At 39.1% G+C, this 26,179-nt stretch carries 21 protein-coding genes; all 21 read right to left on the reverse strand.

The features are described 5' to 3' along the window. Nucleotides 1–4: 4 nt before the first annotated feature. Nucleotides 5–496, reverse strand: a complete 492-nt coding sequence (locus FHG08_RS18355) for a DUF6795 domain-containing protein (protein WP_178956938.1) — start codon at nt 494–496, stop codon at nt 5–7. A gap of 39 nt (nt 497–535) precedes the next feature. Then, nucleotides 536–1,060: an SMI1/KNR4 family protein gene (locus tag FHG08_RS18360; protein ID WP_178956939.1), complete on the reverse strand. Its 525-nt coding sequence runs from the start codon at nt 1,058–1,060 to the stop codon at nt 536–538. Beyond that, the gene (locus FHG08_RS18365) at nt 1,053–5,552 is read right to left on the reverse strand and encodes an RHS repeat-associated core domain-containing protein (protein WP_256729752.1); all 4,500 of its coding nucleotides are present in this window, start codon (nt 5,550–5,552) and stop codon (nt 1,053–1,055) included. The genes FHG08_RS18360 and FHG08_RS18365 overlap by 8 nt, the downstream gene beginning before the upstream one ends. Beyond that, nucleotides 5,552–6,397, reverse strand: coding sequence for a hypothetical protein (locus FHG08_RS18835; RefSeq protein ID WP_218648509.1), 846 nt, complete (start codon nt 6,395–6,397; stop codon nt 5,552–5,554). Before FHG08_RS18835 ends, FHG08_RS18365 begins: the two co-directional genes overlap by 1 nt. Then, nucleotides 6,394–7,419, reverse strand: a complete 1,026-nt coding sequence (locus FHG08_RS18380) for a hypothetical protein (protein ID WP_178956942.1) — start codon at nt 7,417–7,419, stop codon at nt 6,394–6,396. The genes FHG08_RS18835 and FHG08_RS18380 overlap by 4 nt, the downstream gene beginning before the upstream one ends. A gap of 2 nt (nt 7,420–7,421) precedes the next feature. Further along, nucleotides 7,422–7,712: a PAAR domain-containing protein gene (locus tag FHG08_RS18385; protein WP_010389361.1), complete on the reverse strand. Its 291-nt coding sequence runs from the start codon at nt 7,710–7,712 to the stop codon at nt 7,422–7,424. A gap of 38 nt (nt 7,713–7,750) precedes the next feature. After that, nucleotides 7,751–8,110, reverse strand: a complete 360-nt coding sequence (locus tag FHG08_RS18390) for a hypothetical protein (protein WP_054201386.1) — start codon at nt 8,108–8,110, stop codon at nt 7,751–7,753. Beyond that, a complete protein-coding gene (tssI, locus tag FHG08_RS18395; protein WP_075170036.1) occupies nt 8,110–9,963 on the reverse strand; it encodes a type VI secretion system tip protein TssI/VgrG in 1,854 nt (617 codons plus the stop codon). The genes FHG08_RS18390 and tssI overlap by 1 nt, the downstream gene beginning before the upstream one ends. 74 nt (nt 9,964–10,037) lie before the next feature. After that, nucleotides 10,038–10,517 (reverse strand): type VI secretion system tube protein Hcp, encoded by a 480-nt coding sequence (locus tag FHG08_RS18400; RefSeq protein WP_138605861.1) that lies wholly within the window; start codon nt 10,515–10,517, stop codon nt 10,038–10,040. A 220-nt stretch (nt 10,518–10,737) separates the two neighbouring features. Next, nucleotides 10,738–13,356 (reverse strand): type VI secretion system ATPase TssH, encoded by a 2,619-nt coding sequence (tssH, locus tag FHG08_RS18405; protein ID WP_178956943.1) that lies wholly within the window; start codon nt 13,354–13,356, stop codon nt 10,738–10,740. Between the two features lie 22 nt (nt 13,357–13,378). Then, nucleotides 13,379–14,368, reverse strand: coding sequence for a type VI secretion system baseplate subunit TssG (gene tssG, locus FHG08_RS18410; protein WP_178956944.1), 990 nt, complete (start codon nt 14,366–14,368; stop codon nt 13,379–13,381). Next, nucleotides 14,365–16,191, reverse strand: a complete 1,827-nt coding sequence (tssF, locus tag FHG08_RS18415; RefSeq protein WP_054201390.1) for a type VI secretion system baseplate subunit TssF — start codon at nt 16,189–16,191, stop codon at nt 14,365–14,367. Before tssF ends, tssG begins: the two co-directional genes overlap by 4 nt. Beyond that, on the reverse strand, nt 16,188–16,673 hold the full coding sequence (tssE, locus tag FHG08_RS18420) for a type VI secretion system baseplate subunit TssE (RefSeq protein ID WP_010389371.1): 486 nt from the start codon (nt 16,671–16,673) through the stop codon (nt 16,188–16,190). The genes tssF and tssE overlap by 4 nt, the downstream gene beginning before the upstream one ends. A 15-nt stretch (nt 16,674–16,688) precedes the next feature. After that, entirely contained in the window at nt 16,689–17,468 is a 780-nt protein-coding gene (locus tag FHG08_RS18425) for a type VI secretion system accessory protein TagJ (protein ID WP_054201391.1), read from the reverse strand. A 2-nt stretch (nt 17,469–17,470) separates the two neighbouring features. Further along, a complete protein-coding gene (gene tssC / locus FHG08_RS18430; RefSeq protein WP_131692235.1) occupies nt 17,471–18,997 on the reverse strand; it encodes a type VI secretion system contractile sheath large subunit in 1,527 nt (508 codons plus the stop codon). Nucleotides 18,998–19,034: 37 nt separating this feature from the next. Continuing rightward, a complete protein-coding gene (gene tssC, locus FHG08_RS18435; protein ID WP_010389377.1) occupies nt 19,035–20,525 on the reverse strand; it encodes a type VI secretion system contractile sheath large subunit in 1,491 nt (496 codons plus the stop codon). Then, complete coding sequence (gene tssB / locus FHG08_RS18440; RefSeq protein ID WP_010389380.1) at nt 20,522–21,025, reverse strand: type VI secretion system contractile sheath small subunit; 504 nt, start codon at nt 21,023–21,025, stop codon at nt 20,522–20,524. Before tssB ends, tssC (FHG08_RS18435) begins: the two co-directional genes overlap by 4 nt. A 15-nt stretch (nt 21,026–21,040) precedes the next feature. After that, nucleotides 21,041–22,156: a type VI secretion system protein TssA gene (gene tssA, locus FHG08_RS18445; protein WP_138605853.1), complete on the reverse strand. Its 1,116-nt coding sequence runs from the start codon at nt 22,154–22,156 to the stop codon at nt 21,041–21,043. A gap of 202 nt (nt 22,157–22,358) precedes the next feature. Then, a complete protein-coding gene (locus FHG08_RS18450; RefSeq protein ID WP_138605851.1) occupies nt 22,359–23,156 on the reverse strand; it encodes a PP2C family serine/threonine-protein phosphatase in 798 nt (265 codons plus the stop codon). Continuing rightward, nucleotides 23,149–23,877 (reverse strand): type VI secretion system-associated protein TagF, encoded by a 729-nt coding sequence (tagF, locus tag FHG08_RS18455; RefSeq protein WP_138605849.1) that lies wholly within the window; start codon nt 23,875–23,877, stop codon nt 23,149–23,151. The genes FHG08_RS18450 and tagF overlap by 8 nt, the downstream gene beginning before the upstream one ends. Next, nucleotides 23,859–26,179: type VI secretion system membrane subunit TssM (gene tssM, locus FHG08_RS18460; protein WP_178983217.1), on the reverse strand; the 2,321-nt coding region annotated here is incomplete at its 5' end. The genes tagF and tssM, both read right to left, overlap by 19 nt.

A 26,179-nucleotide genomic window follows, 5' to 3' on the forward strand; every position in this document is an offset into this window, starting at 1 on the left:
CTATTTAAAAATCTTTAAAGTAATCTTCGCTATCTTCTATCTCATAAATTTCAAAATCATGTTCCCATCTACAAATACTTGAACCATCAAACTCCAAATTTGGATTTTCATGATTAGGAAAAACAAAGTTTACTTCTGTAGAATCTAAATCAGCATTTAAACTGCTCAGCTTTTGTTTGTATTCACTAGGCTCACTTATTCCGCTTAGCTTTGAACCCCAAAGTTTGTATTTTTTATCAGCATATACAGCCGTAATAGTTTGATAAGTAACCTCATGCGAGAACATATCTCCGGGTATTTTTGATTCAATAACGACTTCAGGTAAATAAAATGAACCATCAGGAGCTGTTATTACCTGATCTTCTTTTTCAACTTTATGTGCAAATTCCAGGGTGCGATTTATTAAAACACCTTCAACGGGATTACCGTTTAAAGTAATAATCCCTTTAACTTCAGAGCACATGTGCACACTGTATTTTTTTATTAAACCAAACATAGTGGTTTTAACCCCCTACTTTTATAATTGAAGCCCAAATTAATCTTCGATTATGTCCATTATTCTATCGTAATCCACATCAACAGGTTCTGGATCAGGGGCGCCAGTTACAAGAAAAGATAGGTAATCTGTAAAGCTCTTAAACTTAGACACTTCTTGGCCATACGTTTCAGTTAAAAATAGACCTACTTCACCAGCACGCTCAGACTCATGGGAAAATAAAAAATAATAGCCGCCACCATCATAAGTACCTATAACGATTCCATCGCTCGTTACAGACTGGTATTTTGGGTTATTGTTATAGAGATCATGGTAGTAAGTAGTTTTTCTTACAGCACTGCATAACTTTTCATACCTTTTATTTTCTCCAACTAAACCACAAATAACTTCACCGAACCAAAAGCAGTACCCATAACTTGAGAGAAAGTATTTATAATCATCGGGTAGAGTAATACTTTGTATAGTTTCTAACTTTTTTATCTCTTCATTACCCACACTTCCTCTTTGAGTAAAATTTTGCTTACTTGCAGCTTGAGACATTATAGTTTCAAGTTTTTCAAACATTTTTCTTACCTTTTTTAACACTTGATAAATTTGGACCATTTCCATTGATGTCATAGGGTGACTCACCCTCTTCGTACCAATGTAAGGTTTTATTTTCATCCGTATGATAATAATCTGGTAATAATTGTAAATTATCAGATTCATTAGGGTCTTTGTCTATTTCACATCTAAATATAGGTTCTTTATGATGCACATTGTAACCTTCTGGAACCTTACCAGTCATCTGCATATCAATTAAGTCATCTTCGTCAAAGTGACTATGAGCCTCATGGTTTTCATCACTCAAAGCTGCTGAAGCGTAGTTTGATATGTATTCTTTCCTCTTTGGTGGAAAGGCCTTCCTAGCTATCTCAACTTCCCCTACTGTTCGTTTGTGATATTTAGTTGGTTTTGAATCAGGGTTAAGCTTTACGCGCTCGCTGTTAATAACATGCTGTTCAGCAAATTGAGCTGTACTTATAACCTCTGTACTAACTTCACCTGACTTACTCACTTTATTGAGTTTAATTAATCCATTCTCTTCATCAAGGCCTGCAATATCATATTCATACTCTTTTCTATATTTTGCACCCTCTGGTGTATATTTAAGAGTCGATTTTTGTGGATCGTTAATAACTGCACTTGCAATCGCAATTTCTAGAATTTTATTTTTTGTGGCTTTATCAATACCATCTGAAGAAACTAAAGTAGAAAGCATTCTATCAAGCTTTTCTTCACCCTCTTTACACAACAACCCAAACGGGTCCACCCAATTAACCGGATTAGGCGCATATTGGTAATGATTGATGCCACCCACTAACCCTATGGGATCTTGGTTTATAAATCGCTGTTGTTTCGGGCTGTAGTAGCGGTAGCGATTGTAATGTAAGCCGCTCTCTTCGTCTAAATATTGCCCTTGAAAACGAATTGGCTGAGTAAAGCTATTTGTAGTGCTTACCTCTGACTCTACGTAACCATACACATCGGCTTGGTTTTCCCACACGACTTCTGCTTTGTTGTTGGTTACAAAACGTGGAGTATTCAGTTGGTCTAGGTGGTAGTAGTACACCTCGCCTTTTTTAATCAATGCTATTGGGTGAAATTGATTTGGTAGGTTGATATACCAGGTATATTCACCCTGTTGGTATTCGCCAATTAGCTGGTCGTTATCCCAAATGTAGTCAATTTTGCCCTGCTCGGTGTGCTTGGCGATACGACGCCCGAGTGGGTCGTAGTCGTATTGAGTAAGCGTACCGTTGTTATTAAAACAACTTAGCTGATTAAATGCGTTATATTCACGGCGGGTTTTTATGCCTTTACCGGTTTCGCGTATTTGGTTACCAAACTCATCATAATGAAAGTCGCTATCGCCAAAGTGGGTTAAACGGTCTGCATCAGTGATGCCTGTAATAACCCCATCGTCTTCGCTTAGCTCACTAGCAACCGTTGCTGACTTTGAGTCACTATACTCACTATTAATTACATTACGTGTGCTTTCTGACTGATTACTTTCAACCGTATTGCTGGCGTCATTAGCATCGCTATTATCATTGTGCTGAGTCGTTTGTTGCTCTGTTAAATCGTTATTTTGAACCGTTGACTGGCTAACTGGGTTACCAAAGCTATCCCACTGGTATTGGGTGGTTTTTGTGTTTTCACTACAGGCTAGATTTTGCTGAATTAACTGGCCAAGGCTGTTGTACTCAAAATTAATATTGTGGCTGCTAACACCTTCCTCTTTACGCGCAATCAACTGATTGATGCTGTCGTAATTGTACTTACAGGTATCAAATAGTGCTTGCGCAGGATGGGTTAACTGCTGCTGAGTTAAGCGGTTAAATACGTCAAATTGTTGGATAAGGGTTATGTCATTACCAAACTTTTGCGTTTGAATATTGCCTTGGCTATCGAAGCTAAGCGCTGCAAGTTCAACAGCCGTGCTATTGGCTTGCTGTAAGTGAATGCCACTCAATTGACCAAATTTATTGTAGCTATATTTAAGCGTACTTGAATCTGGCAAAGTAAGGGATTGCCTTCTGCCGTAGTCGTCGTAACTGTATTTTAAGGTATGCGCTTGTTGCTGATTATGTACTTGCTCAGCATGCAGTAACCGCCCGCCTTTATCAAACTGCTGCTTTAAGGTTGATTGTGCATTATGCGCACGGGTAATTTTACCTTGCAGGTTATAGTTGTAGTAATTGGCATTATTAACGATGTGAGTATCGGTTGCTAAACTTGCATGCTGCGCAATCACGCGGCCTAATTTATCACGCTCTATTTTTACATGGCGTTTATCACTTTGTGTAACCGAGGTTAAGCGGTTGCAAGCATCGTATTTATATTGCTGTAGCGTACCGTCAAACCCAGTTACTTGCGTTGGGTTTTCGTTAGCGTCATAGCTTATGCGGTATACATGGCCGTCGCTGCGCTCAATAGCGGTTAGGTTGCGCTCTTTATCGTAAGTTAAATGCAGTGCACTGCCATCGGGCTGAATAACACAATGTGGCTGGCTTAGCCCTTCAAAATGTTGCTCGGTGGTATCACCCTTACTGTTTTGCGAGCTAATTAACCGCCCTGCATCATCGTAACTAAAGTGTTGATGCTGTTTGTTTTCAGGGTCTTTTTCGTCAAAGGCAATAGTTTGCGCAAGCTGGCCGTGCTCATTGTATTTATATTGAGTCAACAAACCTGCGTTATTAATGGTGGCATTTACACGGCCTAAACTGTCGTAGCTATAACGAATAAGCTCATCGTTATGGTGCTTGGCTAAAAGCTCGCCTTGCTCGTTCCATACAAATTTAGTGACTTGACCATCTTTATTTATGTGTTGGGTTAGCTGGCCAAATTTGTCATAGCTGTAAAGTACGGTACGACCGTCGCCAAAGGTTTCACTTTGCAGCAAACCCGCCACGCTGTATTTACGGGTAATGGTTTGGCCATCAGGCAAGGTGGTTAATACACGCTGACCCAATTGGTTGTAAGCAAATTTAGTGACACTGCCATCTGGCTGGGTTATTGATTCTAACTGACCATAAGGGGTATAGCTGTATTTTATTTCACTGCTATCTGGCTTTATTTCCGTTATTTTTTGACCTTGTGCGTTATAGCCGTATTGCCACACATTACCATTAGGGTCGGTATGCTTAACTAACTTACCTTGCGCGTTATGTACAAAGTGTTCTTTATGCCCACGCGAGTCTATACAGGTTGTTTCACCAGCGTCTAAATTATATTCAAACTGATACGTATAGGTGTTGTTATCGCCCCATTGTTTTATACATTTAGCACTTGATGAGTAACTGTCCCATTCAAAATGATGGCTAAAACCACTAGCACGGGTACGCTTAGTTAATAAGTTAGCGGCGTTATAGCCATAATGCTCTGTTTCACCCTGCTGATTGGTCGCGCGAACGAGGTTTTTGTTTTCATCATAATCATATTGCGCAAGTAACGGCGTAAGTAATACTGGCTTGTTATTATCACCTGTACGGTAAGCCGAAATGTTTGCCAGCAACCCTTGCGGGTTATATTTTAAAATACAGCCACGCGCTTTATTTACCTCAACGCGATGCAAGCGCTCTTTCGCATCGTAATAAAAACCAATACTTTGGCCTTTTTCATTAATAACTTTTTCGAGCAACCATGAGTTCTCGCCGGCTTTAAACGTAAGGTGTTGATCATCTGGGGTTACCAATACTTGCTTACCATTAGTTTGGTAATGCAACGCCAAATTACTGCTTAACTGATAGCTCGATTGCCCCGGTTTTACTTTTTCAAAGCGGTGTTTAGCGCCATGCTCATCTTGGTATTCTAACCAGTAGGTGCCCTTTTGTTTTGGGCCTACTTTAGGTGGCGGTAAATAGTGCTCAGTTAACTGCACCATAAAGTCATGTCGCCAACCATTACCCATTACACTACATACATCCGCATGCGATGAACGGTATAGGCGTCGCCAAATTAATTGTTTGCTGCCTGCTAAGGTGAAATCAATAAGCGGCAAGATTTCTTCACCTGAGAGCATAGAAACTGGATCAGAGCGACACTCTTGTTTGGTGATTGGTTCTTCACTTGGGGTATTATTACTTGCACCACCACTGTTTTTAGCCGGCGCTTGAGAGGCACTTTTACCTGAGGCTGTTGAACTGCTCTTACTATTTGGCTTTTTACCTGCTGCGCCGCTATTGGTGTTATCGCTTACTTGAATAGCCGACTTAGCTTTTTGGTGATAACAACTAATTTTATCTGCAACCAAAGCTTGGGTTAATACACTCGCGGTTTCACGGGCTGACGCACCGCGCGAACAGCTTACTCCTGCAAGGTTAAGCAAGTTAATAACGTCTAAACGTTTAGCTGCGTCGCTAGTAAGCGCACTACCTACTTGCGCAATTTGATTTTTGGCACTTTCCGGCGTGTTAGCTGCTACAGCAACAAAGCCCGACGGCGCAGAACCTTTACCTACGACGAGGCAAATTGGGTAACTTATTCCCTGTAAAACAACGGTATTACTTTGCATTAGCTGTGTACTTCCTCACTTATCCATAAGTATGATGCTGCACCTTGATGCTTAGCTTGCTCCTGTGAAAGCATTAATGCATGACTAAAATGCTCAACAATTGCAGGGCTTGTGGTTAATTGGTACAAATTAACCAACCCTTCTAGTGCGCCTATTTTCCCTAATTTATAATTGGGTAGTTCGTAATAAGTGTGCTCATCAATTAAGCTAGTAAGTAGCTGTAAATTGTTTAGCCAACTATCATCATCTACCCCATTTCCTGGTGCAAAAATTAGATCTATCTTATTCTCTGTTTGTTCAGCTAATCGCGTAAGCATACCTGCCAGCTGATTATGTTTGCTAAAATCAATAGATGCTGCAATTTCATGGCTTACCTGCGACCACCCACAAGGCACCATTTCAACTACAGCCAACGCACCACCTACACCTTGATAAGCAAACTGCTGCTGTTTATTTGCTTTAAAGGTTGCATCTAAAGCAATTACATTGAATTTTTGCCATTTTTTTTCACCGGCCAAAGCTATAGCAGAGTGCGCGGCTGTTGCACCATGAAAAATAAGCTCATTACTATGATCGGGGTATAGCTGTTGTAAGCTCTGAGTTAATAACTGTTTTAGCTCATCTTGAAATGATAACGCTGGTAGTAACCAAATCATCGGCAATGTGCTGTCTGTGACTTCTGCTATTAATTCTTTAGATTTAATTATGCAATCGTAAACACAGGCATCCCAAGACTGCCATTGCAGTTCATTAAAAACAGCACTGTTATCGTCAAATAATAATGCATCTACGCTGCTAATATTTGGGGCAGAAAAGCATACCATCTCTATTGAAAATGCACTCATGATGCCACCTCGTCCTGAGCTTTATTGGCAGCGAGGTGTTGATAATAGCGATATAAGTTAAACACCCCTTGGCTATAGCTATCCATGGCTGATAAATAAATGGCATTAGGCACTTCATCAAGAGGGTGTCCTGCAATCAATCGTAAACTCGACATGGCGGTTTCATATTTAGGCCAGTTATGTTTTAACTGCTGCTGAAAATTTATTAACGCGCTTTCATCGCCTTGCCAAGCAAGTCGTTGAATATCGTACTCAACTAGCTGATCGAGTTTATCACCTAACATGCGCCTTATTAGCGCAATAATTAACGCGGGTTGCTCTACCTGTGGTAGCAAAGAATTAGCTAAAACAATCAGTTTTACAAAACCGCTTTGTAATAAAATATGCAATGTTTGATCAACCGATAAGGTATTACTGGCATGATTGCTTAAGCTGTTTACTTGCTCAAAATTTAATGACAACAAAAATAACGACATTAAGGGTGATAGATGGGCTTGCTCACTTAATGCATCAAAAATAGCCGTTAATATCTTTATATCGTGGTGCTGCGCAAGACTGGTAATTTGATTTATAGTGACCAGGGTTTGCGGGGGAATTTCATCATCAGCACTGTAAGCAAAAAACAGGGTGTTTAAATTTAATAGCCGAATTAAGTTAAAGCTATGCTGTTGAATAACCACTTTATTTATAATGATTTTAAAAAAAGCACTCAGCGTAGGCTGATTAAGCAATTCATTTATAAATATAATATTTTTATTTTGTGGCAAGTTAGCCATAACTTCAATACATGCTTGGGCAACTAATTCATCGTTTTTAGTGTTAGTTATTATTTCGACTAGTTGCTCAGTGGTGGGCAATTCAAAATTATTTTTTTGATTATTGTTTTTTGCGTTTACCCAGCAGCTTTCTAATAGGGTTTTTCTTAAATAACGAACATGACCTACACACGTAAACGGGCACAATTGAGCGTTACTAATTTGTAGTAATTGTGCTTGATGATCACTTAAATAGGTCGCTAGCAAAGTTAGCCACCAATTAAAACAGTTGGGTTGCCAACAACGATTTTTCCGCCGTGGCCACTATCATCGCCCATTCTGGCGGCGGGTTTACCATTAATTTTAACGCTCCCCGAGCCTGTTTTTACGCTATCTGGCGGGCCAATACACACTATCATGTCGCCTTTGCGCGCCGCGGGCATGCCGCCTATTAACACATTGCCAGAGCCGGCAACTATAGGTCCACCCACATGTGGCACTTTAGCGGTCACTTTAGGGCATACATGCATATGACCAATTGTAGCAGCGGGTTTACCCATTTTGACTCCTTGTCGTATCTTTGCTGGTTTATGAAATACTATTCATACAGTGGAATAACTAGTAGCTTGTTAGTCGTCACTAATAGCGAAATTTCTTCAATTAGCTCATCTTTACTGTGATCAGCAAGTGCCACTGTGCTTTGAGTTGCATATTGATATAAATTTGAAATTACATTTTCACTATTAAGTGAATCACTTAAATGAATAAAAAACTGCTGTGCATAATAGCCATTCATAGCTTTTAAATGACTTAAAGCAGGGCTTAATAATGGATCATCTGGCCTATTTATTGGTAAACACACTAAATGCGGTAAACCATAGCGGCAGTAAACAACGTGCCCGTTATTTGCAATGCCGTTTCTGAATCCTGATTGAAAGTTATTGACTATTTCCATCATTAATTTAACTTAATTACACCAGCAGATAAGGTAATGGCACTGCCATCTACTTTTACATTACTGCCTTTAATATCAATGTTTGTACCTTCAATAGTGATATTGCCACTACTGCTCATTTTAATTTGCGCAGAGCCTGTTTTTATCACTATTTCGTCACCCGCTTCAATATTAAGTGTTTTACCTACTTTTAAGGTGTCGTTTTCACCCATTTCCGCAATACGGTTTTTTGTAACGTTAAGATTGTCGTTATTAAGAATTTCAACATTACGATCATTATCTATTTTTTCGTTTTGATCGTTTTTAACGTAAAGCTGTTTATCTTTTTCGGCTTGCATATACACAAGCTCGCTGCCTTTTTTATCCTCAAAGCGCAGCTCATTGAAATTATCTGCTCCACCTTCTTTAGTTGAGCGAGTTTTAATACCACTTTGCGTTTTTTCGCCGGGTAATGCGTACGGAGGCATTAAGTCTGCGTTATAAACAGCACCGCTTATAATAGGTTGATCTGGGTCGCCATTAATAAAATCAACCAAAACTTCTTGTCCTACGCGAGGGAAGAAAAATGCGCCCCACTTTTTGCCGGCCCAGTTTTGTGCAACTCGGATCCAACATGAACTTTTAGAATCTTTTTTACCTTCACGATCCCAATCAAATTGCACCTTTACGCGGCCATATTGGTCAATCATAATTTCATCGGCGCTATCACCCGTTACTATGGCTGTTTGTACGCCATTAATAACCGGTTTCTTTTTGCTCACTTGCGCTCTGTATGGAATGTCTTTTGGCACACATTCAAAGTGGTTAGAATACACTTCATCACTTGATGATTGTAAAGCGCCTGATTGGTTTGGTACTACAATCGAAGTCATCATCGAGGTAATAGCAAAGGTTTTACCTTCAAGGCGTGGGTCTTCATGTTTTTTGAAACTAAACAGTTTACCAACAGAAAATGAGCGGCAGTCACTACGCCCGCTTGAGAGCTTCATATCTCTTTGTAGCGACTCTAATTGTACAGATGCCAAATTAGCCGCGCGAGGATGACACTCTGCTTCTGCTGTATATTCAAAAATTTCTGATACCGATTGCGTAGGTAACTCGGCATTTGCTTGCTCTGCATCAGGGTAACGCGACGGCTGTTTAAAATCGTAGCCTAAACGCTTAAAGCTGCCTGGCGCTAAGCTTAATCCGCCTTGCCAACGCGAAACATGAGATTCGCTTAAATGGCCAGTTGAATGAACAACTTTTGCCTCACCACACGTTTCATAGGCAGTGATATCATCTGCCAAAACTAATGTATGGTTGCTTTTTGTATGCTCAAAGAAGTAAAAAATACCTTCGCTTTGTAATAAGCGTTGGATAAAGTCAAAATCTGACTCTTGATATTGCACACAGTATTCGTATTTGGGGTAGGTTTTACTGGTTTTGTCTGAAAAAGCCACATTGTGTTGGCCAAACAAATCAGCAAATATATCTTTTATTGTTTTCTTTTGGAAAATGCGGCTATTCTTGCGATTACGCATAGAAGCGGCAAAAGGCACAATGGTAGCTTGATAATCAATGTAATTTTTTTGTTCATCAACGTCCGCAGTACGACTGCCGTTAGAAACAAGCTGACTCACAATACCGTGATAATAACGCTCTCCCCCACCTTCGGCATTTTTTACCTTTATCGATACCGGTTTGCCAACCAGATCTTCATGTGCGATTTGTTGGCCTATGGTGTACATATTGGCCGACATAACAAATAAATCTGACATGGCTTCTTGTGCAACGAAGCGTGTTAAATAAAGGGCGTCTTTACCAACAGGGGTACTAATTTGAATTACGTTTTTATCTTGTGTTGCTTTTTGCATTCCTTGCTTTTCCCATCCTGAAGATCAAAAAAAGCTCTGAGCATAAGCCCAGAGCTACAATCGGGTAACAAATATTACATTTGTTGACCTTTAACACCGCTGTAACCATATACTAGTGGTGCAGTGATGTTGTTTTGATCGTCAGTAGGTGTAACAGTCATCATCATTTCAGTGTAGCTGATAGTGATTGTTTCAATTGGACGGTCGTTTTGAACTGATACTGAGTAGCTAGAGATCATGGCATCTGTAAGTTCGATTTTCATGATTTCTTCAACTTTATCACCTTGTTTAGTGATATGGAAAATAGCAGGTAGACCTTTACCAATAGTTGCTTCTTTGAAAAGATCCGGAGATGCTTTATCTTGAAGTTTAGTAATAGTCACATCGCCTAGACGAGTAGAGCTAGATTCACGGTCCATTGCTGTACCAGTCGCTGCACTAATCTCACGGCTAACGTTCCAATCTAAAGATAAAACTGTAATTAAATCTTTGAAAGACTCGGCAGTAGTTTCGCCTTTGATTGAACCGTATTTTAAATATGTATTTGCTTGCATTTGATAATGCTCCTTTTTATTAAACAATATTATCCATTATGTGGATTCGTTTACTTTGGTTACCCAAAATTCCTTGAAATCATTATCTCTAAAACAGCAATGAAAAGGTCTTCAGAATTCCTTTCCCTAGATGAAGACAATGTCTCAAAAATTCCATGTTTCTATATAAGACACACGAATTATAATGCTCTAAAACTAAAGAAACAACCATAAAAACAGGTTATTTTAAATTAACTTTATTTAGCTCAACATCAAACTCATTATCCTTAATTAACAATGAAATAGATGTCACTTTTTCACCATCAACCATGCTCGAAAGCAAAATTTCAGACAATAGTGGTAGTACTTTATTCTGTAATATGGTGTGAATATTTCTTGCACCCGAACCAGCATTTTGACAATTAGCAATAATGTGCTCAATCACGTCATCGTTATAAGTTAATTGCGCATCATAATGCTTTTTAACACGCTTAGTTATTTTGCTAATTTGCAGCGCTGCAATTTGGGTCAGAATTTCATCACTTAACGGAATGTAAGGAATAACATTAATGCGCCCTAAAAATGCGGGTTTAAATGCGCCTAATAAATCATCTTGTAATGCTTTTAATAAACCTTTAATACTCGGCTTACTTTCTTCATCTTCAAATAAGCTCATTGTGGTATCAGTACCCACATTTGAGGTCATAATAATGATGGTGTTTTTAAAGTCGATGTCTCGGCCTTCACCATCTTTTATGGTGCCTTTATCGAATACTTGATAGAAAATATCTTGCACGCCTGGATGGGCTTTTTCCATTTCATCAAGTAGCACCACACTGTATGGTTTTCTTCTTACTGCTTCGGTTAAAATACCACCTTCGCCATAACCAACATAACCCGGAGGTGAGCCAAGTAGTAATGACACTTTATGCTCTTCTTTAAACTCAGACATGTTAATAACTGTTACGTTATCTTCACTGCCATATACTTCTTGTGCAAGTGAAAGTGCGGTCTCTGTTTTACCAACACCGCTTGGGCCTGCCAGCATAAATATACCATTAGGGCGACTTTCGTCTGCTAGCTGAGCACGGGAGGTTTGTACCACTTTAGCCATAAGTTCAAGCGCATGATCTTGGCCAACTACGCGTTGTTTCATTTGCTCAGCTAAATTTAAAATGCCATGAATTTCATCTTCATGCATTTTACCAACAGGAATACCAGTCCAATCAGAAATAACCTGTGCAATCAATTCTTCATCAACTTGCCAATGCACCATATTATGTTCGTACGAGGCTAGCTTAAGCTTGCTTTCTTTTAACTGCTCAAGTACTTCAGCAGAAGAGTCTGCATCGTTGGTGTTAATCGATTCTAGCGCTTGGTTTAACTCGGCAACTATATCCTTCTCAACATTGAACTGCTCATTTAATGGTTCCAGTTGCTGTTCAATCTCAACTAGTTCAGATTTAAGTGCTGATAATTGTTCGCTGTGATCTAAACCGGTTTTTTGCTCACGATTTAACATTAAAACTTGCGCTTCAATTTCACTAAGCCTGTTAATTAACTGCTCAATCGCATTAGGTGTCGATGCTTGACTCATAGCAACACGAGCACATGCCGTATCTAACAATGCAACGGCTTTATCGGGTAGTTGTCTGGCAGTAATGTATCTGTGCGATAGATGCACTGCACTTTCAAGTGCTTGCTCTGAAATAAACACTTTATGATGTTTTTCCATCACAGGAACTAAACCACGTAGCATAGCAACCGCTTTTTCTGGTGTTGGCTCTTCAACTTTAACCACTTGGAAGCGACGTGTTAGTGCAGCATCTTTTTCAAAAAACTTTTTATATTCAGCCCACGTTGTTGCTGCAATAGTGCGTAACTCCCCTCTTGCTAGAGCAGGCTTAAGTAAGTTAGCAGCATCATTTTGACCTGCTTGTCCGCCACTACCAATCATAGTGTGAGCTTCATCTATGAAAAGAATCACAGGATCAACAGCGTTTTTCACTTCATTAATTAGCGACTTTAAACGATTTTCAAATTCACCTTTCATGCCCGCCCCCGCTTGCAGCAAAGCCAAATCTAGACTGTGCAACTTAACGTTTTGTAATACTGCAGGTACATCTTTTTGAGCGATTCTTAGGGCAAGTCCTTCAACCACAGCGGTTTTACCTACACCCGCTTCACCCGTTAATATTGGATTGTTTTGACGACGTCTAGTTAAAATATCTACCATCTGACGTATTTCGAAATCACGACCTAAAATTGGGTCTATTTTTCCCGCTTTTGCTTGAGCGGTTAAATCGACGGTAAATTGATCTAAGCTTGGTGTTTTAGATGAACCATTTGCAGGTGTTGTAGCACTTGCAGTGGTGGTATTACGTTCTTGCGATTGGGCAACAATTTCAGGCCATGCATGTAGTAGTTGTCCAGGTTCTATATTATTGAAAAGCTTGCTACAACGCGTTACTAAACTAGACAAGGTATCGTCTTTTGTAAGCGTATAAATAACGTAAGCACTTCGAATTTGCTCATCAGTAAATTCTATACTGGTGCTTAACCATGATTGTCTAAGTAAAGTAGTAACATGTACCGACAGACTAGGCGACGAATCACTGCCCGTTTTAAATGACTCTAATGATTGATTTAAATCTTGCTTTACCTGATCAATATCAATATCGAAAGCACCGAATATGAGTCTAACATCGTCTAGTTGCTGCTCAATCATAGCTAACAGCCAATGCTCTAATTCAACCGTAAAATGGCTGCGGCTATTACAAATTGCGACCGCTGCTTCTAAGCTCTTTCTACAATCTGGGCTTAGTTTCTCAACTAATTTGTTTAATGTCATCGTTGACATACACTGTTCCTTTTAATTTTAATTATCCTTTAAACGATAACTTAGTAGGGTTAAATTTAGGGGTGTCTTTACTCGCCATTAAAAAGCTATTTGCGCCTAGTTGGCATTCACTTTTTGACAGCTGCACCGCATCAAGTTGTTGAAAATCTGACTCAATAACAAGTCGAAATGAAATAGCATTGCCGGCATAGTCTTTGACAATTTTTTTAGCTAATTCAAATAACTTGCCTTTAGGTAACAAGGATTTTGCTTTATCAAAATCGCGGGTACTGATATGGATCTCGATATTAGAAGAAATATCCCATATCTTTTTACCAATTACCGTATCAACACCTAAGCGGGCATGTTGTCCCTCATAAAGGCGTTCACTTGCTAAACATGTTTGCTCTTGTGGCTTCAAATCGTGCCACTTACCTATCATTTGTTTAATGACAACATCACAGCCAAGATATGAGCTCAGTACACTTTTTAAATCAAAAGCATTGCGAATTTTTCGGCTATAAAGGCCTGAAAAGTGCAACTGATGTTCATCATAACCGCCGCTTAAAAGCCCTAATATTTGTGTGTATGGGTCTTTGTTTTTATCTTTATTTATATGATTTAAAGACGGTTTATATTTTTTCCACGCTCGATAATATAAAGACACCAAACGGTGATTAAACATGTCGTAAAAGTCGCGCATGGTTGTATCTTTATAGCGAAGACGCTGCATCACCAGTTCGCTATAAAATTGAGGCAAAGCCCCCGAACAACCCGTTAATCCCATAAAAGAGATCTGCATGTTGACTTTATGTAAGCCATCTTCAAAGCTTGCTTGTTCTAATTTTGTGATAGCGTTACCTGGGTAACCAAATTTTTGAGTTGCGGTAAACTTAATTAACTCTTGCTTTGGACTACTGTCATACCCTACATAGCGATACTCCAAGCCATGCTTTTTCAGCTGGTTTTCAATAATGAAAACTGCTTTATAAAAGTCAACTTGTGACGCTTGAGAAATAATATGTTGGATCATATTAACGGGCTTTCCCCAACTCGCGCAGGCCACTGGTAATACACTTGCTCTTGTTCTTTTAGCCTTAAACTAACGCGAGTAAAGCTATTAATTGCTGCAAATTGCGCAAAGAAATGATCGAGGATAGAGGCAAAGAAAAACATGCCACTACCTGAAAAGTCATCATTGGCGAAGGTAATTTCAATTTCACTTCCCGTTGCAAAGCTTACTCGCCCTTTTTGCACAACACGAGCCGTTGCGGGTTCTACAACCACACGGTAAATATTATCAATAAGGCCTTTTGTTTGCGGAGATGCTCTAAAGTCATAAAGGCGTAGCACTTCTTTAAGCTTATTACATGCATCATCTCCACTAAACGCGTCGAGCGTTAAATGATTAACTAATTGCCAACGAGTTGCATCGGCTAATATCGGTCTAACTGCATGAGTAAATGGAATTAAACATCTAATTTTTTTAATTACATCGCCGCGCTCTGGCATCAATAAGCCTAGCTCATCGTCTCCAAAAGGCATGCTTGCAGGGAGGTTTCGATTACTGCAATTAGCACGTACGGTTAGGACCGTGTTCCCTTCAGCATAATCCATAGCGCTATTTTCAAATCGTGCATCTACCAATGATAGAAACGATTCGGTGCCTGACTCAACATAACCCCCTGCCCATGAGGCAGTTTCTCTGCGGATATGCCAAAACAAATCATCATGGCCTTGGTATCGTGGATGGGTTTGTCCATAAAACGGACAAACTATTTGTTTATTTCCCTTATGGTCAAAGGCAATTACTTCTGAAATACCAATTACTTCTGAAATCTCAGAGTCCATATAACGCGGCGTTAACTGGTATTCGTATTCGCTCAGCTCAGGGCGAATAGGTTCTAATTCTTGTTCAAACATATTAATTATGGGCGTACACCCCATCAAGAACATGTCTTTGTCTACTTGCTTTTCAAGCTCTGAAGATTCAGCATCAAGATAAATATACACTGTGCATTTATTAGAATTTTTAGGCAACGATGAGTGAATATTTTCAAGTTCAAAAAAACGAAACTTTTCAGGAAAGGTAAAATTTTCGACGAGTAAGCGATAGCCGGCACTTGATCGCTGCGAATACGGTACAACCGCTTCATTTGCATCAAAGCCAACCGCTTTAAGTTGAGTTTTAGAAAGGTACTTTATTCCCTCATCACCATTATCAAAAGCAATGCCAATAGCGTGCTTAAACAATAATTCATACACTTTAAGCGTATGATGCCATTGGCCATTTATAAATAATCGTAATTTTTCCAGCCCAGTTTCAGCCAGTGATACACCCGGGTATTCACCGGTTAGCTCAAGTTTGAAAATTGACTTTGCTTTCTCATGCCAACGTGGTTTTGGTGCCACAAAAGGACTGTTATCAAATTGAGCACTGGTAATTTCAACAGGCCATAAGTAAGTTTCATAACAGGTTTGAAACTTACATTGCTTCATTGACTCAACATTTGTTTCAACTTCACTCGCTCTTGGAATGACTACTCCCGTGGTTGAGAGGTTTTCAGCCTCTAATTTAACCACCGACATTGAAGGAATAGGCGCTTGATAGTCAGGTAACATTTGCCCTAATAAAGCATCAGTAAGCTCAGGAAAGCTATCATCTAACTTTTGCCTAATATTAGCCGTTAAAAATGCGAACGATTCAATTAATCTAGATACATGAGGGTCTTCAATATGATCATCGCTTAGCTTTAATCGCCCTGCAACTTTAGGGTATTTTTCAGAGAAGTCTTTACCCATATGACGAACAAACGCCAATTCACGATTGTAATATTTTAATAATTCATCGTTCATAAAGAAGCCTCTATAATCTTCATCCCTAAGTTCACAGGCTCAACTTCAGAGTCAAAGCTAATAAACTCTGGCTCTGGATCTGCATATAGTAAAGCGTTTATTCGCAAGTTTAATACTCTATTTACGGGTACTTCATCGTCAGTAAATACCTCAACTTCAATGAACCGAGGCTCAAATTTCAAAATTGTATTTCTAACGGTTTCACATAGCAGTGCCCGCCCTTCGTGAGAGCTCACCGACATACTCGAAAAGTCAGGTAAACCATACGATAAGCAGGATGTTGCTAACTCTGCATATTGTGCTGGCCACGTGTGCCATTGAATTCGCGCATTTAGCAGCGCTTCTATGTCTCTGCGCACATTTTTTCTCAGCTCACTAATGCTGATCCCCTCAGTACGAGATGGGGCATCCTGAAAGTCTGGCTCATCGTCAATGAGCCTATCTAAAATGGATGCTTGAAGCTGCTGCTTATGCTCTATCATAATTATTGACTATGCTTACTCAGCTGTTTCTAAGACATTTATTTTCAGGTTTGGAACAGTGATGGCTTCATCGTTGACAAACAACATTTTCATTCCTTTACCTATAATAAATTCGTCTTGAAGTTCTTCCCAATCAGATACTTGGCCTAGCTTTTCTAGATCTGTATTTGAGTTTGCGTAAACTAGTGGCAAGTGAGCGGTACCCGATGGGCCGTCTTTAATAGTAATTTCAACGCGTAACCAAATACCCTCTAATAATGACGTTACAGGTTCTACTTTTAATGTTTCAATTTCATTAAAGTTTGCAAGGTAAAACTCGCCATTTGTACCTAGCACTTCTAAATAAGGACTTAAGCTATCATCTAAATCTCGAATTGCTGATTGCTCGTCTTCAACACTCTCCAAACGAAGCGCTTCCATTTGTTGAGCAAGACTGGCTGCTTCAGATGTTTCACCTTCAAGCAAAGCAACATGCATTTTTAAAAACAAGGTATCTAGCTCATTGGCTTCATGAAAAAGTTTAGGAATACCCTTACCTTGATAAAAATCCACGCGCGATTGCTGGGCACGAATTAAATGTCTAAGGTTAACTGCACCTACAGCAAACTCTGGGTTCTTTTGCACCATAAAGTCGAGTTGTTTGTCTGCTTTTTCAAGCTCGCCATTAATGCAAAGTAATTCAGAATAAATACTTCTAATGTCAAAATTTAAAGGCTCATCTTGCAACTCGGTAGCGCAACATAATAAAGCATCAGCAAGTTTTCCCTCGCGAATTAAACTGTGTATTTTTTTCATGATTATTCCTTTATTTTATGATGAGGACTGAGCTCTGTTATTAACTTAATACTCGAGACCATTTGGTCTAACTGAAAGTGGGGCTGTAACTGCAAAACCGAAAAGTAATGCCCCGGGTTTGCTTTATTTTCACTTACTTTTATTTTTGCATTACTCAGTGGATATTTGCTTCTGATATGCTCAGACGCGGAGTCTGACGCAGTTGTGTAGTTATTTATCCACGCTTGTAAGTCTCTTTCACAGGCCTGTGCTGTGCTGTAAGACCCGACACGATCGCGGGCTAATAATTTTAAATAGTGCGCAAAGCGCGATACACACAAAATGTATTGCAACATAGACGATAGGCGCGCATTGATATTGGCAGCACTTGAGTCGTAATTTTTTGTTTTTTGAACCGATGCATTACTGTAAAAAACAATATGCTCCGTATTTGTAACCGAAGAAGCTGGGATAAAACCGAGCTCAGAAAATTGCTTTTCAAACTTACTGGTTACTAATAAATCAAGTGGCGGCTTTGCCTCTTTTTGATAGGTATCGTTTGCAAAGCTATCACGAGCAAGCCCTGTTACTAATCCCTTAGAAACTTTGCCTGGCTCTATACCACGAATGTGACCAAACCAACCGCTGTCGCAGTAAGCTCTAATTATTGTTGATACAAACTGATACGCTGCACTGCCCCATAACATATCTGTTTCTGGATTTTTTATTTGTTCTTTGAAGTAAAAATCTTGATGGCGTTTGCCATCATTAACATAAGGCGGCCTAACTAACACATGAGGCAACGTAAAACCCATAAAGCGCGCTTCTTCCATTTTTCTAAAACTTTGCCATTTTATATATTCAGGTTGTTCAAACTGGTTAAATAAATCAGAGTAATAACCTAAATCAGAAAAGCTATCAGCACCAAATAAATTAGCCGAAGCCGAACATATAAAAGGAGAAAATGCAGCCGCTGCCGTTCTTGATACCTCTTTTATAGTATCAATATCATTGTAAATAGTGCCTGCTGAGCAACCATTACTGATTTCGTAATCACCAATTACAATACCAAAAGGCTCGCCTCCGGCACTGTCAAACTCGTTTTGATAAAGTAACTGAAAAAACATACTTTGATCAAAATCAATCGCTTTGTTCACGTCTTTTGAGAGCGTTGACCAATCACAATTGAGCAATTTAACTTTTACTTTTTTTTCTTTGTCTTGTTGCTCTGTTTGTAACAATAACCACCATAGATTACGCCAGCTAGCTTCTAAGCGTTGAAAGCTATCTGCATGAATTATGTGGTTGAGTTGCGATGAAATAAGTTGATCGAGTTCAATAATTACACGTTGTAAATAAGGACTCAAAGACTCCTTATTCCAAGAAAGGGGAGAATCAGAAGAGCCTTCAAGCCATAACAATAACGCTTTATCTAGGTTTTTTTCATTTAAAAACCTATCGAGCAAAGCGTCATTATCACTAATTCGAGACTGTGACTTTTGTTGAAAAGTGAAGTCTTGATTTATAAATGAAAACTCTTCGTGATTCATTCTATTGCATCATCCTTAATGCGAGAGAGCGGTATTATTAACCGATCTCTGGGATTTTAGCTACAAGACGTAAAGAAGACGTTAGTTCTTCCATTTGTAACCAAGGTTTCAACCAAGCAACAGCGTTGTAGGCACCAGGTTGACCTGGGATCTCTTTTACAGATACTTTTGCATCTGCAAGAGGGTAACGTGCTCTGATGTCTTGACCACCGCCCTCTGTCGCATTTACATATGACAGGATCCAACGGTTTAACCATGATTCAACGTCTTCAGCTTCCATAAAGCTACCAATCTTGTCACGTGCCATTACTTTTAAGTAATGCGCAAAGCGAGAAGTTGCCATTAAGTATGGTAAACGAGCTGAAATAGCAGCGTTAGCCGTGGCATCAGGCGTTGAGTAAATTTTTGGTTTTTGACAGCTTTGACCGCCAAAGAAAACAGCATAATCAGTATTTTTATAGTGACATAGAGGTAAGAAGCCTAACTGACTTAACTCTGCCTCACGACGATCTGTAATGCCAATTTCTGTTGGACACTTAAGATCTGGATCACCATCATCACTAGTGAATATGTGAGTCGGTAAGCCTTCCACTTTACCGCCACCCTCTGCACCACGAATAGCAGTACAGAAACCGTATTGAGAAAACGCAGCGGTCATGTTAGTTGCCATAGCGTATGCTGCATTACTCCAACAGTAATCACCATTATCAGTGCTCACTGAACGACCGTCTTTTGGCTCAACTTCAAACTCTTCGTAGTTGAACTCTTCAACAGGTTTAGAAGCAGCACCATAAGGTAAACGCGAAAGGAAACGCGGCATAGTAAGTGATACAAAGCGTGAATCATCGCTGTCTCTAAATGAGCGCCATTTAGTGTATTCTAATGATTCAAATACTTTTTCTAAATCGCGTGGCTTAGTAAGCTCTTCCCAATTATCAAAACCGAATAAAGACGGTGAAGAGGCAGCAATAAATGGACAGAATCCAGCTGCAGCCACATTAGACATTAAGCTCAATGTTTCAACATCTTCAGGGTGATTAGTAAATTCAAAGTCACCTACGATAGTGCCATATGGTTCACCACCTGGGGTACCAAATTCAGACTCGTAAATTTTCTTGAAGGTTTGGCTTTGATCAAACTCAACGGCTTTACTTAAATCTTTATGAAGCTCTTTTTTCTTCATGTTTAAAACACGAATTTTTAATGTAGAACTTGTTTCAGAGTTCATCACTAAGTGATGCAGACCGCGCCATGAGCCTTCAAGCTTTTGAAACTCATCCGAGTGCATTACCACACTTAGCTGTTTTGAAATTTTTTGATCGATTAACTGAATAGCTTCATTAAACGTCACAGTCATGTTTTTATTCCATTGAACTGTGCCTTTTAACGCTTCTTCTGTTAATGTTTTTAGTAATTCTTCAGCACGGCTCGACTCTGTTTGTTTAGTCGCGCCAATTGCTTGCTCTAATAGTGAAGAACTTACTTCTGATACCGATTCTGATTCTGTTGCTAATTGTTCAGTGCTCATTTATCAGTCTCCTCTAAGTTAAGTTCTTTAGCCATCGAGTCTAAGCTTGCTGTATTACTTAATACTTCTTCGAGTACATTTTCAAGCTCTTCTGAGCGGTCAATCTTGGTCATCAAGTCACGCAGCTTGTTGCGCGTTTCCATCAATTTGCGTAAAGGCTCTACTTGATTTACAACCGCAGCAGGCTCGAAATCGTCAATCGACTTAAAGTTCAAGTTAACTTCAAACTGAGAACCATCATCCGTTAATGTATTGTCTACTTTTAAACGCAGAGAAGGACTCATACGTTTTAAAACATCATTAAAGTTATCACGATCAATTTGAATAAAACGTCTATCTTTTAGTGGTTTAAGTGCTTCTGTGTTATCACCAGAAAAATCACCCATTACACCTACTACAAAGGGTAATTCTTTTTTTACTGCCGCGCCCTCAGTTTCCACATCATAAGTGATATGTACTCTTGGTTTACGAACTCGTTTTAACTTATCATGGATACTCATTGAGAACTCCTTTTACTATGTTTCAGTTTCGCTGATCTTAATGCCAGACAACTTAAAGTATCCAGTCCTAGCATCACTATCTGTAATTAACTCATTTAATAACTCAGGTAGCGATAATTCGCTCCATCGAATAACTTGTTCTATCGTGTAAGACATTGGTGAATGAGGTTCAGTCTTTCTGAAAAATGTCGCAATTTCTTGAAGTTTTTTTATTGCGTTTTCTCTCGAATCAATCTCATCACTGACACGCTTTTTAGGTTGCGCTGAGTCTGCTTCTATCTCATCCTCAACCACTTCCTCTTCAGGCTCAGCATTTGCCTTATCTAATGCAATTTGTGCTGCTTCAAGTTTATCTGCTGCAACATGATTTACCGCAGCTAAGCTCACTTCTAATGCTTGTTTAATATTAGATGTAGGTTGTGGCTCACCCGTCACCTTATCCATAACCTCACTCAAAGCGGCAAATTTTTCTATCGCATCTTCAATATCATTTTTTAAAGATACAAAAAACTCGGTACTGGTTTCGGCTGCACTTTTTTCAAGCTGTTCAAAATCAACGGCACCTTGGGTTATCTTCTTTTCGCGTTTTTCATCACTTAAACGTGAAATGTCATAACCTTGCTGATATTCCCAAAAAGAAAAAGGATCCATACTGACACTGTCTGTCATGTATATACTTTTAATTGGAATAATTAACGTACCTTCACCAGCACTGCCATTTAAGCCAACTAATGCAGACACTTTGTCTGAAATTTCATCACCGTCATCAAGTGTTGGATAAAGTGACTCAAAATGATGTTCCAAAAGGTGCTTAGCAACACTAAAACCAAACGCAATGCCTTTAAAGCCATGAACGCGGCACAAGCCTTCAATTAGCCAAGCTAGGTATTCTATATCTTTACTTTCGGTTTTAATTGCCTCACTACATTGCTCAAGTAGCGGAATCCAATCTCGAGAAAGCGAAGCAATTCCTTCTTCATCGACTAGCGCATTTCTTTCAGCCGCACGAAGTTGGTTTCTTAAATCTTTTAAGGCGTAGTAAGTAGACGTTGGAGAGACATCTGATCGCGGATCAATACCTGCAAACTCAGTATCTGAAATAGGGGAAATATACTCTTCAAATAAAAACATTCCATTGTCCTAAATATTATCCATATTCTCTAAAGCTTAGAGCGGAGATAATATTACATTCTTTAAATTAAATTACAAGCTTCAGCACCATTGTGCCGATAAGCTGGCTAATGTTATTTTGTAAATAATTGAAATAACAGTTTTTTGTTCCTGATATATTTACAACTTTTTTTCTTAAATATACTAAAACAGGCTTAATCAGCTACTTAGTGAACAATGGAATCGTTGCCTCATCTTGTAAATTACAAGATTGTATCGATTGATTGGCATCTACATCATCATATTTTACTAATATACAAGTTACGTTATCTTTAGCACCTCTAACTAACGAGGAGTGCATTAAAGCCATTCCTGAATCAATTATGCTACTTGGCTCTAATGACAAACATATATCCTCATCTGATAATTCACCTGTAAGACCATCTGAACATAATAAAAAGATATCGCCCTTGTTTATCTCACCCTCAATTACATCTACCTTCACTTCATCCATTACGCCCACAGCACGAGTAATAACGTTAGATAATGGGTGGTTTTTAGCTTCTTCAACAGAAATCATTCCCTCGTCGATTAAGTCATTAACTTGACTATGATCTCGAGAAACTTGAGTTAGTTTACCATTGCGTAATAAATAAGCTCTGCTGTCACCAGCCCATAATATGTAATAGCGCTCATTCTTAACAAACAAAGCTGTTACCGTACTGCCTGCTGTTTTATTGCTTAAGTATTGCGCGCTATATTGATTTAGTTGCTTATTTGCATCTTCTATAGCGCTAACAATATGACTTACGGTCAAGTCCTCTAGCCTGAGCTTTTCAACAGTAGTTCTAATCACATCAACCACTAATTGACTAGCAACTTCACCCGCTTCATGCCCGCCCATACCGTCAGCTACGACCCATAAGTTATGGCTGTTAATTTCCACGTGCGCATCTTCATTAAGCTGCCTCACTGCACCTCTATGAGTAATGGCATAACTTGTACTTAAATTACTAATCACTATTTTTTACCTGTGTGTAATTCCATTCCCAATGCTTCCAACGTCCATCTAGCATAGCGGCTACTTGATTAACCGGCGGCAAAGCTGACGTGATCAGTACCATAGGCTTAATATTGCAAGAACCATGAGTCCACCAAACACTGTAATCACCATACTTTTTATGTAAAATCGCATGCATGGCATCTTGTAAAATATGGTCGCTTAACTCAGTGCCTGAGAACTCTAGAGCGATTGCTTGTTTGTTTTTATCTTTTGAATTGGCATAACTTACTTGCTTTTTATTTGCAGCAACGTCACTTAGTGTACTAGCCAGTTCTTTTCGCCAGGAAAACAGATCCACAGAGCCATCAAGTACTTTAAGAACAGCATCTTCGTATTCTAATGAAAAAACACCAGAATGAAGCACATCAACCGGAGCAATATGAGTTGCACGAGTAACAGTGAGTGGATAGTGCCTTCCTACTGCATCCATACTGGGCAATAACGTACCCATAATGCCAGTATCACCAACAATGTTTGGGCTTAATGCAAAGTGCCAAACAGGGCCAGTAAGGTAGCTTTCTTGCCAAACATCACCAAGTTGCTCTTTACTCACAGCAATGGCAGCTTGCAGCCATTGCTCCCAATGCTCTGAAAACTCTTTAGTTACATTATCTTGAACAAAGTCGCCTAAACAAGGCACCTTGCCAAGATAACCAATATCTACAATCGGGTCGGACATGAAAACTTCTCTACACTGCTGTTCCAAAACGGATGCCTGATTGAGCTAGGCAGTAATTCTACTTTTGCATTGTTACCCATCAAGGAGAAATGTAACTCTAGATCTTGACGTGTTTTGCTACGCTTTTCGCTGAGCTCATCTAGCATTCGATAAAGTGACCACTCACCTTGATAAGTTGTATTAATTGAACGCCCACCGTTTGGCGGTGTAAACACAACGCGAGTTTTACTTTGACCACTAGCGCCAGGCCATACAAAGTTTGTAACTTTGAGTGGACCATGACGGTAAATCATTGACTGGCCATCAATTTCAATCATTAAACTAGATACCGTTTTATCTAAATTAAAAGTACGTAAGCCAAACTCAATTCGAGGGGTATCACTACCACGTTCAAAAAATGCGGTTTGAATTTTGAAAGCATGCTCAAACATTTTTAAGGTGTTATTGCTAATACCAATATCTTTTTCAAATTTCCACGGGCTAGAGCTCATATCCACACTCGGAGCTACATAGCTATTAAAAAAGTTATCTATGGTGCCATTAGGGCCAAAGAAGCGAGTAAAGTCTTTAATGCTGACCTCTTTTTCAGCCTGCGGAGCAAATGGGTAACGCCCCACAATTGCCGCGTTATACTCGCGCAACACTTTGCTTTTCCAAATTTCATTTAAATGTCTGTTGGCACTATTTTTGGTGATGTTGCTAGTATCTCTACTTATATCAAGTAACCAACTATTGAACGGATATGGCAAATCACTACTTTGGTACTCTAATTGGCGAATAAAACTCGGTTTACTCTTACCACTTATTTGATCTTTAATTGAGTATTTAAGCTGGTCGCCTCGATCAAGTTTAGTTAGATAAATATTCAACTCTCTTAAGTTTTTCTGAATATTATCAAGCTGCTGAATGTCTATATCGATAATGTCTTCAAACGCCTCTTCGACTTGATAGCCCGGTAGCTCTACCTCAAACTTAGGCGCCTCGTCAGGTAAAAAGCGTTTGATTCGATTTGCTTTAGTTTGCATCGCAACCTTAGCTGCATTAGCGGCAATATCTCCTGCGACCTTTTGGTTTTCAGAGATAGGTAGCTTAGTTAATTGAACATTCTTTTTAACTGCATTGATGATATTTTTTATTGGCGCTTCTGAGCCTGCTAATACATCAGTAATGTTCACACCCTCAGCAGGTGAGCTGTACTGATTAAGACTCAAGTCATCTAAAAACGACTGCCAATAATAAATATAATCTTGAAAATAACGTTGCTCTAGCTTCTTTTCTATCTCTGCTTTAGAAATATCATACGTGCCTGAGGCTTCTTGGCCATACACCCAGCTACTGGCCATTAAGTTGCCAAGCATTTTTCCTTTTTCAATATTAAAAATTCCATGGAAACCGTTAAAAGTGTATAACCCTGGAATACTGCGCGTTAGATCACCATTGTTACGAAATGTAAACTTTTGCGCACTTTCAAAGCTAATAATATCGGTTAATCTAAAAGGCGGAATACTGCTATCAAGAAAATCAGCTTGAAGTCGTTGGTATGCTCTTTCTGCAATCGGTAGTTTCGTAAGTTCTGCACGAGCTACTCGAACCGCCTGATTATCTATTTCAGTTTGTGTTACGCCCTCTTTTAACAACGCAGCAATATGATTCATCAGCTCATTACGCGTCTGCATGTTCAAATCACCAGGCAAATTTCTATCTAAATATGCACTAAACCAAACGTAAATATCTTCACTCTCAAAATATTCAGGTTTAAATAACATTAAGTAGCATCTGAGCGTTTCATATAAATAACTCAGATGTTCTGGATGAGCCTCCATTTCCTTTATTAACGTGTTCGCAATAAAGGGCTCTAAATAGGTTTGTAAGGAACGTTTATAAGCATTAGTAGAAGATTCTTTAATTTCAGTAAGCTTATTAAAGCCAACTGAAGATGCATCTTCAGGATCAATTAACTGAGCATTGGTTGCTGGCAAGTTTCTCAATGCATTTAATCGGTCATTTAGTACCAGTAGATTATTTCTATCAAAAGATGATGCGTCTAATTCTTGGTACGTGGCAATTGCTTCATCTGTGGCATCAATTAAGTTGCTATTCCATGCAAAGCTAAAATACCAAGAAATTGAAAAGCCGAACAAAGCAACACATGCAAGTGACACACTAGCAACTCGAAGCCACTTATTTTGTTTGTCATGGTGTTTGTTAGTGCTTGCTAAGTTTTGCTCAGGAAAAATAACGCTCTCTAAAACGTTTTTAATAAAAAAACTTTTAGATTGGTTTATATAATCGGTTTTACCTG

Source organism: Pseudoalteromonas sp. Scap03, assembly GCF_013393115.1.
Lineage (GTDB): Bacteria > Pseudomonadota > Gammaproteobacteria > Enterobacterales > Alteromonadaceae > Pseudoalteromonas.

Bases quoted from the DNA above. Each gene is read 5' to 3' on its own strand.
- tssC (WP_010389377.1), bottom strand. From the start codon at position 20,525: ATGAGCACTGAACAATTAGCAACAGAATCAGAATCGGTATCAGAAGTA.
- FHG08_RS18360 (WP_178956939.1), bottom strand. From the start codon at position 1,060: ATGTTTGAAAAACTTGAAACTATAATGTCTCAAGCTGCAAGTAAGCAA.
- tssC (WP_131692235.1), bottom strand. From the start codon at position 18,997: ATGAATCACGAAGAGTTTTCATTTATAAATCAAGACTTCACTTTTCAA.
- FHG08_RS18390 (WP_054201386.1), bottom strand. From the start codon at position 8,110: ATGATGGAAATAGTCAATAACTTTCAATCAGGATTCAGAAACGGCATT.
- tssE (WP_010389371.1), bottom strand. From the start codon at position 16,673: ATGATAGAGCATAAGCAGCAGCTTCAAGCATCCATTTTAGATAGGCTC.
- tssH (WP_178956943.1), bottom strand. From the start codon at position 13,356: ATGTCAACGATGACATTAAACAAATTAGTTGAGAAACTAAGCCCAGAT.
- tagF (WP_138605849.1), bottom strand. From the start codon at position 23,877: ATGTCCGACCCGATTGTAGATATTGGTTATCTTGGCAAGGTGCCTTGT.
- tssA (WP_138605853.1), bottom strand. From the start codon at position 22,156: ATGTTTTTATTTGAAGAGTATATTTCCCCTATTTCAGATACTGAGTTT.
- tssG (WP_178956944.1), bottom strand. From the start codon at position 14,368: ATGATCCAACATATTATTTCTCAAGCGTCACAAGTTGACTTTTATAAA.
- FHG08_RS18400 (WP_138605861.1), bottom strand. From the start codon at position 10,517: ATGCAAGCAAATACATATTTAAAATACGGTTCAATCAAAGGCGAAACT.
- FHG08_RS18355 (WP_178956938.1), bottom strand. From the start codon at position 496: ATGTTTGGTTTAATAAAAAAATACAGTGTGCACATGTGCTCTGAAGTT.
- FHG08_RS18835 (WP_218648509.1), bottom strand. From the start codon at position 6,397: ATGAGTGCATTTTCAATAGAGATGGTATGCTTTTCTGCCCCAAATATT.
- tssB (WP_010389380.1), bottom strand. From the start codon at position 21,025: ATGAGTATCCATGATAAGTTAAAACGAGTTCGTAAACCAAGAGTACAT.
- tssI (WP_075170036.1), bottom strand. From the start codon at position 9,963: ATGCAAAAAGCAACACAAGATAAAAACGTAATTCAAATTAGTACCCCT.
- FHG08_RS18425 (WP_054201391.1), bottom strand. From the start codon at position 17,468: ATGAAAAAAATACACAGTTTAATTCGCGAGGGAAAACTTGCTGATGCT.
- tssF (WP_054201390.1), bottom strand. From the start codon at position 16,191: ATGAACGATGAATTATTAAAATATTACAATCGTGAATTGGCGTTTGTT.
- FHG08_RS18385 (WP_010389361.1), bottom strand. From the start codon at position 7,712: ATGGGTAAACCCGCTGCTACAATTGGTCATATGCATGTATGCCCTAAA.
- FHG08_RS18365 (WP_256729752.1), bottom strand. From the start codon at position 5,552: ATGCAAAGTAATACCGTTGTTTTACAGGGAATAAGTTACCCAATTTGC.